Consider the following 10,647-nt stretch of genomic DNA (forward strand, 5'->3'; position numbering starts at 1 on the left):
ACGCTCATGGCCATGCCGTCTGCGCAGGGCCTGTTCCACCGCGCCATCGCGCAAAGCGGCACCGGCCTGCGCTGGACGAGCGCCGAAGAGGGCACGAAACTGGCGCGCTCCGTCCTGGAGAAGCTCGGTGTCGCGCCCAACGACCTCGCCGCGCTGTATCGCCTGCCCGCGGAAAAGATCGCGGCTGCCACGCCGCCCGGCATCGGACCGGTGGTCGATGGCGATGTGCTGCCGCGCAACCCCTTCGATCCGGACGCGCCGGCCGTGTCCGCGCAGGTGCCGATGCTGCTGGGAAGCAACCTCACCGAGGTCACCTTCTTCAACAATACGCCGCTGGAAGCGATCGACGACGCCACGCTGGAAAAGCGCATCGCAGCCTATACCAGGCTCGATGCGGCCAAGGCGGCGGGCCTCATCTCGCAGTACCGCAAGGCGCGCGCGGAGACTCCCAACCATGTGCTGTACCAGCTGATCGCGTCCGACTGGTGGATGGGCGGCAACGTGCACCTGCAGGCCGAACGCAAGGCGGCGCAGGGCGGGGCAGCGGCCTACGTCTACCAGTTCGCGATGCCGCAGGGCGCGCGCGGCGGCAAGCTGAACGTGCCCCACACGGCGGAGATCGCCTACGTGTTCGACAACCTCAAGCTGTCGACCGCGCTGGTGGGCGAGGTGACGCCGGAGCACCAGGCCCTGGCCGACCGCATGAGCGCCGCCTGGGTGAACTTCGCGCGCACCGGGAACCCGAACGGCGCCGGCCTGCCCGCGTGGAAGCCGTACTCGCGCGCCGACCGGCAGGTGATGGTGTTCGGCCCGAAGATCGGCGTGGCGCCGGCGGCCGTGGTCGACGGCGCGCTCGCCGTCAACGCCCTCAAGGCGGCCTGAGCCGGGACGGGAGCGGGTTGCCATGCATGCCTTCGTCGACTGGCTCGCGGCCACGAGCCTGAGCCTCTTCATCCAGAACGTGCTGTGGATCGTGCCGCTGGTGCAGATCGTCCACTTCATCGCGGTGGCCATCGTGCTGTCGTCGGTGCTGATGATCGGGCTGCGCCGCGCCGGCTACGCCGGAGCCTGGCAACCCGTGGAGGACACGCTCGCACGCTTCGTGCCGTGGATCTGGTGGTCGCTGCTGCTGCTGGTCGCCACCGGCGCGCTGCTGATCATCGGGGAGCCGGCGCGCACATTGGGCAACCCGTCCTTCTGGGTCAAGATGGCCTTGCTTGCCATCGTGCTGGTGGCGCTGGCCCGCGTGTCACCGGGTACCGTCTCGCGCCCCGCCGCGCGCGGCCTGGTGGCGCTCAACTTCCTCCTGTGGTGCGGCGTGGCGGTGGCCGGCCGCTGGATCGCCTACACCAAGTCCCCGCTGCAGTGACACCATGAACGACTTCATCCAATGGCTGGAGGCCAGCGCGCTGGCCGAATTCATGCAGCAGTCCGAGTGGGCCTTCCCGGCCGCGGAGGCGCTGCACGTGGTGGCGCTGTCGCTGGTGCTGGGCACGATCGCCATCGTCGACCTGCGCCTGGTCGGCCTCGCGTCGCGGCGCTCCTCCTTCACCGCGCTGGCGCACGATTGCCTGCCCTACACCTGGGCGGCGTTTGCCACCGCGGCGGTGACGGGCGCGCTGATGTTCGTCGCCAACGCGCAGAGCTATGTTGGCAACACCGCGTTTCGCCTCAAGATGCTGCTGATGCTGCTCGCCGGCATCAACATGGCCTTCTTCGAGCTGCGCACGGTCCGCGGCGTGGCCGCATGGGACCGCGAGGCCGTGGTGCCCGTGGCCGCGCGTGCCGCCGGCGTGCTGTCGCTCGCCTTCTGGATCGCGATCGTCGGCTTCGGCCGCTGGATCGGGTTCACCAAGCTGCCGTACTGAGGACATCCCGATGCGCAAGCTTCTGGCTGCCGCGCTCGCGGCACTCTGTGCCTTGCCGGCCGCGGCCGGCGAGCGCGAAGACCGGGTGAACGAGATCGTGCTCGCGCGCCGCAATCTCATGGCGGCGGTGGGCCGCCACATGGACGAAATCGACGCGATGCTGGAGCCCGGCCGCCAGCTCGATCCGCACGAGGCGAGCGAGCACGCCGACGAGATCGCGGTGCTGCTGATGGCGTTCCCGCACCTGTTTCCCGCCGGCAGCAACAACTGGTCGAAGGCGCTGGAGCAGGCCGAGCCGGCGCTGGTGACGCGCGCGGCGCCTGCGGCATGGAAGCAGCGGCGCGCCTTCGAGGCGCAGGCGCGATCGGCGTCCCAGCTCGCGACCGATGCGAGCCGCGCGCCCGATGCAGACGCCTTCCGCCGCCGCGCGCAGGCGCTCGAGGCGACCTGCGAGGCGTGCCACCAGCAGTTCAGGCGCGAGGAAAAGCCGTACAGCATCCCGATCCCGCCCCATCCCTAGGCTGAGGCGCCTGGCGTCCGAGGCACACTCGCGGCCATGTCCACGCCGCTGAACTACCGCCACCTCTACTACTTCTGGGTCGTCGCGAAGGAAGGCGGCATGGCGCGGGCGGCGGAGCGGCTCGACATGGCGGTGCAGACGGTGAGCGCGCAGGTGCGTGCGCTGGAGCAGTCGCTGGGCCACGCGCTGTTCAAGCCGGCCGGCCGCGGCATCGTGCTCACGGAGGCGGGGCTGGCCGCGATGGCGCACGCCGACCAGATCTTCCAGATCGGCGAGCAGCTGCCGGCGGCCGTGCGCGATGCGGCCACCGGCCAGGGGCTGCGGCTCGCGGTGGGCATCTCGGACGGCTTGCCGAAGCTCGTGGTGGGCCACCTGCTGCAGCCGGCGCTGCACGACCCGCGCGTGCGCCTGCTGTGCCACGAGGACGAATTCGACCGCCTGCTGGCGGACCTGGCGCTGCACCGGCTCGACGCCGTGCTGTCCGACCGCGCGGCGCCGCCCAACCCCAACCTGCGGCTCTATGGCCACGCGCTGGGCGAATCGCCGATGGCGTGGTTCGCACCGGCGGAGGTGCTGCGCAAGTGCCGGAAGCCGTTCCCGCACTGCCTGGGCGAACTGCCGCTGCTGCTGCCCACGCACCATGCGGCGGTGCGCGCGCGGCTGGACCAGTGGTTCGAGCGCCATGGCCTGCGCCCGCACATCGCCGGCGAGTTCGAGGACAGCGCCCTGCTGGCCGCCTTCGGCCGCAGCGGCATGGGCGCCTTCCCCGCTTCGCGCTGGTCGCAGGCCGAACTGCTGCAGGACAAGCGCATGCGCCTGGTGGGCGAGATGCCGGAGGTGGTGGAGCACTTCCACCTGATCTCCGCCGAGCGCCGCATCCACCACCCGCTGGTGCAGCAGCTGGTGCAGGCCGCCCGCGGCATGGGCCCGGTCTGAGGTATTGCTCCCTCTCCCCTCCGGGGAGAGGGCAGGGGTGAGGGGCGCTCCCGCCCCCTGCCCCTTACTTCGCCTGCTGGATCCCCGCGATCACCCAGCCGCCGAAGCCGCTGCGCGGCTTCACCAGGTGCCACACCTCGTCGAGGTCCTCCGGCACCGCGTCGGCCCGCTCGCGCACGCTGCCCGTGAAGCGCACGCTGACGACGTAGCTGTCGCCCTCCTCCACCACCTCGAGCACTTGCGCATTCAGGCCGAACACTTCCACCTTCTGCTGCGCATCGCCGCGCTCGGCGATGTCGGCGCGCACCGCCTCGAACATCTCCGGCGACAGGTAGTCGCGCAGCCGGTCGAGATCGCGCGCATCGTTGGCCGCCTGCAGCGCCATGAACTGGTCGCGCGCCGTGCGCTCGAACGCGGGCACGTCGAAGCCGGCCGGAATGCGGCCGCCAGGCGCGGCGTCGGCGCCCGGACCGGCCAGGCCCGAGCCGATCAGCGATCCGCCGCTGCGCTGCGCCGCGCCCTGGGCGTTGCGGAACGCCACGTCCTGCGCCGGCGGCTGCTGGCGGAACATGCCGCCTGCCGGGCCCGCTGCGCCCGCACCCGCGTACGACCCGCCCTGGGCCGCCGCGCGCTTGCGCATCACCAGCCCGATCACGAACAGCACCGCCATCGCCAGCAGCGCCATCGTGAGGACGTTGGCCAGCGCCTCGCCGAAGCCGAAGTGGGAAGCCAGCGCCGCGATGCCCAGGCCGGCGGCGAGGCCCGCCACCGGGCCCATCCAGCTGCGCTTCTGCGTGGCAGCGGCTGCGGTGCCGGCCATGCCCGCCGCCGGCGCACCGGTCGCAGCGGCGCCCTGGCCGGGCACGGCGGAAGAATGGGTGCCGCCCGGCGTCGGCGCCGGGGCGGTCACGCTTTGCCGCTGCATGCCCGAGGAGCGGGCACCGCCGAGGCGCCTCGCCTCGGCATCCAGGGCCAGCGTCATCCCGAGCGTCAGGACGAGCGCGAACAGGGCGAGGGTCTTCCTCATGGTTGTCTCCTTTGGCAATGATCCATGCGCCCCAGCCTAGCGGCGGACCGGCCCAGAAAAAAGCAGAACATCGCTGCAGGTTGCTCAGGAAAAACCGAAGTCACGCCGTGGCCGGGGGCAGCGCAGCGCGGCGGATGCGCCGCGGCTCAGGCGCCGCTCGCGACGGCGAGCTCGAGCACGAGGGTCTCCCCGCCCTCGCGCCGCAGTGTCGCGCCTTCCAGCTGCGCCAGGGCCAGCAGGTCGTCCCATTCCATGGCCGGCTGCTGCGGCGCCAGGTGACCGGAGGCGAACTCTTCGTTGGCGCGCCGATGCGAGACCCGCACCTCGCAGACTGCGTCCCGGTGGGCCAGTTCGACCAGGATCCGGCCGGGCCCCGGCGCGTGGTCGCCCGCATGGGCCAGCACCGCGCAGACCATGGTCCGGCCTGCGTCGCGCTCGATGGGCAAGGGCTCGCCGTTGACGATCAGCTCGACGCCCAGTCCGCAGAGGGTGAATTCCGGCCGCAGCAGCGCAGCGCACTCGGCCGCGAGCTCCGTCGAGGGCGTGTGCGCCCCCGGTCGCGGCAGCAGCCACTCGGTCGCCGCGGCACCGGCCGCCAGCGCGCGCTGGACCGCGGGCTTGATCAGCCCCGCCGGTTCGCGCAGGGTGCCGACCTCGCCGCTGCGGGCCAGCGCGGCCTGCAGCACTTCGTGCACCAGCAGCAGCGGCTGCAGCTGGGCCTGCAGTTCGTCGCCGACCGCCCCGCCCACGCGCCGCAGCAGCATGAGCTTGGCCGCGCGCCCTTTTTGCAGCGCACCGGCAGGAACTGTTTCACCCTGAATCATTTGCATCCCTCCACGCCATGGGAGGGATGCGCGGGTGGCGGGTTCCCGCGCCGGAGCACCGCCGGCCACACCCAGGCCGGGCCTGCGCAGGACTACACACCGGTGTAGGCCACACGCGCGATCTGGAATGGCCGCGGCAGCCCGGCCGGGATAATCGACCCTTGAAAGAAGTGCACATCAACGTTGCCAGCCCGAGACGGAGCGTGGAAGTACGGCTGTTCCTCGTCGAAGACCTCCAGACAACGCACGACCTGCTGGAGGCGGTCTTCGCGTCGCTCGGCGGCCTGCGGCTGGTGGGCACGGAAGGCACCGAGGCGGAGGCGAACCTCTGGCTGCTGGAGCACCCCGGCGCCTGGGACATCGCGCTGATCGACCTCGTGCTCGCGCAGGGCTCGGGCATGAGCGTGATCCGCCGGGCGCGCGAACTGCACCCGCCGGGCAAGGTGGCCGTCTTCAGTGCCTATGCGTCACCGGCCGTCTGCACGCACTGCCTGGGCCTCGGGGCGGACGTGGTCTTCAGCAAGGCCGACACGGGCGAATTCGTCTCCTGGCTGTGCGAGCAGCGCGGCCCGCCGCCGGCGCACGCCGGGCACGCCTGAAAGGCAGAGGAGCGCTCAGCAGCCGTCGCGGCAGCGGTATTGCACGCCCGTGGCCATCCTGAAGGCCACCAGCCGCGTGCGGGGCACGTGGCGGCCGCACACGAAGCAGCTCATGGTTCCGCCGTACGGGCCGGGGAAATCGGTGCCGCCAGCCTTGGATTCGTAGCGCAGCCCGCTCGGGCGCATCTTCGTCTTGACTTCGTCCTTCACGGCGGCACCCGTCACTTCTGCGGCTGCTGCTGCACCGAGGCGGGGACCGGCTGCTCGCGCGTCGCGCTCTTCTTGTCTTCCTTCTCCTGCTTCTTGCGCTTCTTCTCGAGTTCGCGCTGCCGCTTCTCGAACGCGTAATTGGGCTTGGCCATGGTGTCCTCCGGTTGCAGGCTGGAGGCCAGCCTGGGGGTTGAACTGAATGCTGCTGTCACCACGGCTCTTCGAGGGCTCGTTTCGCGTTCCATCGTAGCGCATCGCGCGCCGCGCGCCCGCTGCCGCGGGGCACGAAGACCCTGATTGCAATGCAGCAAGCAGCATTTGCGACAATCCATGCCCTTCCCCCGGAGCAGACATCCCCATGAAGAAGATCCTCGCGTTTGCCGTCTGCCTTGCCGGCGCCGGCGCGGCCTTTGCGGCCCAACCCCTGCTTGCCCCCACGGAGCTGAAGGCGCAACTGGGCTCGGCCGAGCTTCGCGTGATCGACATCCGCGACGCCAAGTCCTTCGCCGATGCGCACATCCCCGGCGCCCTGAACGCGCCTTACGGCAAGTGGCGCGGCCCCGCCAGCAACCCCGGCGAGCTGCCGCCCGTCGGCCAGCTGACCGAGCTGGTGCGCTCGCTGGGCCTCACGCCCGCGACGCACGCCGTCGTCGTCTCGAGCGGCTCCGACGCCACCGATTTCGGCGCCGCTGCCCGCGTGTACTGGACGCTCAAGTACCTGGGCCTGAAGGAGCTCTCGCTGCTCAATGGCGGCGTCAAGGCCTGGTCGGATGCGAAGCTGCCGCAGGACAAGTCTGTGGCGCAGGTCGCGCCCAGCAACTACACGCCGCAGCCCGACACCAGCCTGATCGCCACCCGCGAGGAAGTGCTGCAGGGCATGAACGGTCATTCGACGGTGCTGGTGGATTCGCGCCCGAAGGACTTCTTCCTCGGCGACAGCCGGCACCCGGCCTCCAAGGTGCCCGGCACGCTGCAGGGCGCGATCAACGTGGAATACAGCCGCTTCTTCGCCGACGAGAAGAGCGGCATCCTGCGGCCCGAGAAGGTGCGGGAGGCCGCCAGCGCGGTCGACCCGAAGAAGGACACCGTGGCCTTCTGCAACACGGGCCACTGGGCGGCGACCGACTGGTTCGCCATGCACGAGATCCTGGGCATGAAGCACGTGAAGCTCTACCCCGGCTCGATGGTCGACTGGACGCAGGACGCCCGCGCCCTGCCGATGTCCAACGTGCCCAATCGCGCGAAGCAACTGCTGATCGACGCGAAGATGTGGGCCGGCAAGAAGTAATCGGATGAAGCGCCTTCCCATGGCGGCCGCACTGGCCGCCTTTTTCATTCTGCTGCTGTGGAGCGTGTCGGTGCGCCAGGCCGTGCTGTTCCTGGTGGGCATCGGCTTCGGCGCGGCGCTGGCCGGCGCGCGCTTCGGCTTCACCACCGGCTGGAGGCGGCTGGTCGAAGAGCGCGACCCGCGCGGCGTCTACGGGCAACTCCTGCTGCTGGCGCTGGCGGCGGCGCTCGCGATCCCGCTGCTGGGGCACTACACCGAGCTGCACGCCGCGCTCGGGCCGCCCAGCGTGAGCCTGCTGGTGGGTGCCTTCGTGTTCGGCCTCGCGATGCAGGTCGCCGACGGCTGCGGCTCCGGCACGCTGTACAAGGCGGGCCTCGGCGTGCCGCTGAACATGGCCATCCTGCCTCTGTTCGCGCTGGGCAGCTTCCTCGGATCGGTGCAGATGCACGACTGGTTGTCGCTTGGCCAGGTGCAGCCCGTGGGCCTGGTGCAGGCCTGGGGCGCGGGCCCGGCGCTCGCTGCCACGCTGGTCGCCCTGGGCGTGCTGGCCGTGGTCGTGCGCCTGTGGGTCGGCCCCGGCAAGCCGCTGTTCGAGAAGCGCTGGGTGTGGGGCGCCGTGGCGCTGGCGGCGCTGGCCACCGTCAACCTCGTGATCGCCGGCCAGCCCTGGGGCATCGTCTACGGCTTCGGCCTCTGGGGCGCCAAGGGCGCGCAGGCGCTGGGCCTGTTCGACCCGGCGGCCAACCCGTTCTGGGGCGACGCGGGCAACGCGCAGCGGCTCGCGCAATCGGCGCTGCTGGACGTCACCTCGATCACCAACATCGGCCTGCTCGGTGGCGCGCTGTGGGTTTCCGCGCGCAAGCCGCCGAGCGCCAAGCCGCTCACGTCCGCGCAGTGGGCCATCGGGCTGGCGGCCGGCCTCGTCATGGGCTACAGCTCGCGCCTGGCCTTCGGCTGCAACGTCGGCGCGATGTTCAGCGGCATCAGCACCGGCAGCCTGCATGGCTGGATCTGGCTGCCGATGGCCTTCCTCGGCACGCTGGTGGGGCTGCGCGTGCGCCGCCGCTTCGGCTTCGCATGAGGACGAACCCGATGCAGAAGAAAACACTGCTTTTGCGCGCGGCGTTCTGGAGCGCCCTGGTGCTGTTCCTCGCATGGGACTTCGCGCGCGCGCCGGCGATCAACCTGCGGCAGGAGCCGCCGCTGATCGCGGCGGGTTCGGGCCAGGTGGTCGAAGGCGGCCACTGCTCCGCGGCGAAGTAGCCGCCCGCGCGGCCCGCACGGAAAACCGCCGTTACGGCGCGGGAATGCACTTGTGGCAACATGAGCAGCGACCCGCGCCGGGCGGGACGAACGCACAGGAGACGGCCCATCTTCCTCAAGAGCGATGAAGCGGCACGCATGCCGCTCCTTCTTCAAGCCCGCGGCGACGCGGCGCTCGCCGCAGTCATGCGGCGCGGCCCGCTGCTCGCCTTCGATTTCGACGGCACCCTCGCGCCCATCGTCCCGCGCCCGGAGCAGGCCCGCGTCTCGGCCTGCGTCTCCGGCAAGCTGCGGCGGCTGGCGGCGCGCCTGCCCGTGGCGATCGTCTCCGGCCGCAGCGGCTCGGACATCGCGCACCGGCTCGGTTTCGAGCCGCACTACATCGTCGGCAACCACGGCGCCGAACTGGTGGCGCAGGAGCAGGACGCAACGGCCTCCCAGCTCGATCCGGTGCGCGCGCTGCTGCAGGCGCGCGGCGCGGAGCTGCGCCAGGCCGGCGTCATGGTGGAGGACAAGGGGCTCTCGCTCGCCTTGCACTATCGGCTGGCGCCGCGCCCGCAGCAGGCCCTGGAGCTGATCCGCGCCACGCTGCGCGAGGTGCAGGCGCAGTGCCACACATTCGCCGGCAAGATGGTGGAGAACGTGGTGCCCGCCGGCGCGCCGGACAAGGGCCGCGCGATGCACCTGCTGGTGCAGGAGTGCGGCGCGCCCTGCGCCGTGTTCTTCGGCGACGACGTCAACGACGAGCCCGTGTTCGCCTCCGCGCCGGAAGACTGGCTCACGGTGCGCATCGGCCGCGAAGACCGCAACTCACGCGCCCGCTACTTCCTGGACCACGTCAACGAGCTCGGGATGGTGCTGGAGCGGATGCTGGCGCACCTGGACGCGCCGGTGCTGCAGGCTGGTTGATTTGCACGCCGGGGGCGCCGGCGCTTCGGTGCGCTCGCGCATCGCTGGGCTTCGGCCTGCGGCGCTCAGCACCAGCCTACGAGCGCGGGCTTCCTGCCGCCTGCGTGCGCGCGCGGGCTTCCTGCAGCCTCACTGCCGGCGCGGGTTGTTCGGCCGATCGTCCAGCCGGTTGGGCACGCCGTCGCCGTCGCGATCCCGGTCGGCGCGGTTGGGGATGCCGTCGCGGTCGATGTCGCCGCTGCGGCGGCCGTAGCGCCGGTCGCCGTGGCGCCGGTCGGCGTCGATGTGGATGGTGGCGCTGCCGAACGCCGGGCTCGGCCCGTAGTAGTAGCCCGGGCCACCGAAGGTGTTGTAGCCGGCCGGATAGCCGTAGCCATAGCCCTGGTCATACCCGACGTACGCCGGATCGTAGGCACAGCCGCCCATCGCGGCGGCGGCGAGGGTGACGCAGAAGGCAGCTCGTTTCATGACGCATTCCCCTGGAGACGGTCGATGCCTCCAGCCTGCGCACGCCTGCCCAGCAGGTTCGCAAGCGCGGGACGCGTCGGCGCGTAGGCGCAGGGCGCACGCGACAGCGAGTTCGGCGCTGTTCGCAGGCTGGGGCGGCACCAGCCGCCGAAGCTGAGCGCAAAGCGCGAAGCCCAGCGATGCGCGAGCGCAGCGGAGCGCTTTCCCTCAGCTCCCCTCAGGCCGCCACGTCAACCCGCGCCACGCCGCCGCCGCACTCTGCATCGTGCGCGGCGCATAACCGGCCTCGGCCGCGATCCGCCGGCGCAGGCTGCGGAACCTGTCGGGCGCACCGCCCTCTCCCGCCACCGCATTGTCGCGCGCAGGCGCGGCGTTACGCGCCGCCGTCCAGTCCGCCTCCGTCAGCTCGCGCGCCGCCACGGGGAGGATCTCCTTCTCCTCGGTCTCGATGTGGCTGCGGTAATAGACGATGTAGGTCGCCGCGGCGGCCTCGATGTCCGCGCGCGGCACCATCGCGTCGGCGACCACTTCTTCCACCAGCTCACGCAGGCGGTCGCCGGACTGGGCGATCACGCGATGCTCCTGCTGCAGGCGCGTGATCGTCGGCCGCAGTTCCGGGCTGCGGCGCCCCAGGCGGCGGAAGGCCTCGTCCTCGCGCGGGTGGTGCACCTGGTCGCTGTAGTCGCGCAGGTAGTCGACGATGTCGAGCAGCAGCCCGCAGTTGGGCGTGCGACC

The 10,647-nt window shown here is 71.4% G+C and carries 16 protein-coding genes; 10 read left to right on the top strand and 6 right to left on the bottom strand.

The features are described 5' to 3' along the window. From VFM98_RS25265 to VFM98_RS25285, 5 genes are all read left to right on the top strand, one after another. Positions 1-882 (top strand): carboxylesterase family protein (locus VFM98_RS25265; protein WP_325112646.1); only part of this gene is annotated, 882 nt, incomplete at its 5' end. Positions 883-904: 22 nt separating this feature from the next. Further along, the gene (locus tag VFM98_RS25270; RefSeq protein ID WP_325112647.1) at positions 905-1,369 is read left to right on the top strand and encodes a hypothetical protein; all 465 of its coding nucleotides are present in this window, start codon (positions 905-907) and stop codon (positions 1,367-1,369) included. A 4-nt stretch (positions 1,370-1,373) separates the two neighbouring features. Beyond that, positions 1,374-1,868: a DUF6644 family protein gene (locus VFM98_RS25275; RefSeq protein WP_325112648.1), complete on the top strand. Its 495-nt coding sequence runs from the start codon at positions 1,374-1,376 to the stop codon at positions 1,866-1,868. Positions 1,869-1,878: 10 nt separating this feature from the next. Further along, entirely contained in the window at positions 1,879-2,388 is a 510-nt protein-coding gene (locus VFM98_RS25280) for a cytochrome c (RefSeq protein ID WP_325112649.1), read from the top strand. Positions 2,389-2,424: 36 nt separating this feature from the next. Beyond that, positions 2,425-3,324, top strand: coding sequence for a LysR family transcriptional regulator (locus VFM98_RS25285; protein WP_325112650.1), 900 nt, complete (start codon positions 2,425-2,427; stop codon positions 3,322-3,324). Between the two features lie 64 nt (positions 3,325-3,388). On the opposite strand, the gene VFM98_RS25290 is transcribed toward VFM98_RS25285, so the two are convergent. Then, positions 3,389-4,351: a Tim44-like domain-containing protein gene (locus tag VFM98_RS25290; protein WP_325112651.1), complete on the bottom strand. Its 963-nt coding sequence runs from the start codon at positions 4,349-4,351 to the stop codon at positions 3,389-3,391. Positions 4,352-4,497: 146 nt separating this feature from the next. Next, positions 4,498-5,175: a hypothetical protein gene (locus VFM98_RS25295; RefSeq protein WP_325112652.1), complete on the bottom strand. Its 678-nt coding sequence runs from the start codon at positions 5,173-5,175 to the stop codon at positions 4,498-4,500. Positions 5,176-5,345: 170 nt separating this feature from the next. Between VFM98_RS25295 and VFM98_RS25300 the strand changes: the two genes are divergently transcribed. Continuing rightward, positions 5,346-5,774, top strand: coding sequence for a response regulator (locus tag VFM98_RS25300; protein WP_325112661.1), 429 nt, complete (start codon positions 5,346-5,348; stop codon positions 5,772-5,774). 15 nt (positions 5,775-5,789) lie between these two features. Here the strand turns inward: VFM98_RS25300 and VFM98_RS25305 are convergent, their stop codons facing one another. Together VFM98_RS25305 and VFM98_RS25310 are read right to left on the bottom strand one after the other, a co-directional pair. Then, entirely contained in the window at positions 5,790-5,999 is a 210-nt protein-coding gene (locus tag VFM98_RS25305; RefSeq protein WP_325112653.1) for a hypothetical protein, read from the bottom strand. Further along, positions 5,996-6,136 (bottom strand): hypothetical protein, encoded by a 141-nt coding sequence (locus VFM98_RS25310; RefSeq protein WP_325112654.1) that lies wholly within the window; start codon positions 6,134-6,136, stop codon positions 5,996-5,998. Before VFM98_RS25310 ends, VFM98_RS25305 begins: the two co-directional genes overlap by 4 nt. A gap of 206 nt (positions 6,137-6,342) precedes the next feature. Between VFM98_RS25310 and VFM98_RS25315 the strand changes: the two genes are divergently transcribed. The 4 genes from VFM98_RS25315 to otsB all read left to right on the top strand — a co-directional run bounded on the left by VFM98_RS25315 (position 6,343) and on the right by otsB (position 9,444). Further along, positions 6,343-7,272, top strand: coding sequence for a sulfurtransferase (locus VFM98_RS25315; RefSeq protein ID WP_325112655.1), 930 nt, complete (start codon positions 6,343-6,345; stop codon positions 7,270-7,272). A gap of 4 nt (positions 7,273-7,276) precedes the next feature. After that, positions 7,277-8,353 (top strand): YeeE/YedE thiosulfate transporter family protein, encoded by a 1,077-nt coding sequence (locus VFM98_RS25320; RefSeq protein ID WP_325112656.1) that lies wholly within the window; start codon positions 7,277-7,279, stop codon positions 8,351-8,353. Positions 8,354-8,364: 11 nt separating this feature from the next. Next, a complete protein-coding gene (locus tag VFM98_RS25325; RefSeq protein WP_325112657.1) occupies positions 8,365-8,535 on the top strand; it encodes a hypothetical protein in 171 nt (56 codons plus the stop codon). A gap of 138 nt (positions 8,536-8,673) precedes the next feature. Further along, the gene (gene otsB / locus VFM98_RS25330) at positions 8,674-9,444 is read left to right on the top strand and encodes a trehalose-phosphatase (RefSeq protein ID WP_325112658.1); all 771 of its coding nucleotides are present in this window, start codon (positions 8,674-8,676) and stop codon (positions 9,442-9,444) included. 129 nt (positions 9,445-9,573) lie between these two features. Here the strand turns inward: otsB and VFM98_RS25335 are convergent, their stop codons facing one another. Both VFM98_RS25335 and VFM98_RS25340 read right to left on the bottom strand, forming a co-directional pair. Next, positions 9,574-9,912, bottom strand: a complete 339-nt coding sequence (locus tag VFM98_RS25335) for a thrombospondin type 3 repeat-containing protein (protein ID WP_325112659.1) — start codon at positions 9,910-9,912, stop codon at positions 9,574-9,576. A 207-nt stretch (positions 9,913-10,119) separates the two neighbouring features. Further along, a partial coding sequence (locus VFM98_RS25340) for a hemerythrin domain-containing protein (RefSeq protein WP_325112660.1) occupies positions 10,120-10,647 on the bottom strand: 528 nt, incomplete at its 5' end.

This window comes from Ramlibacter sp., assembly GCF_035706265.1.
In the GTDB taxonomy this organism is placed as follows: Bacteria; Pseudomonadota; Gammaproteobacteria; order Burkholderiales; family Burkholderiaceae_C; genus Ramlibacter.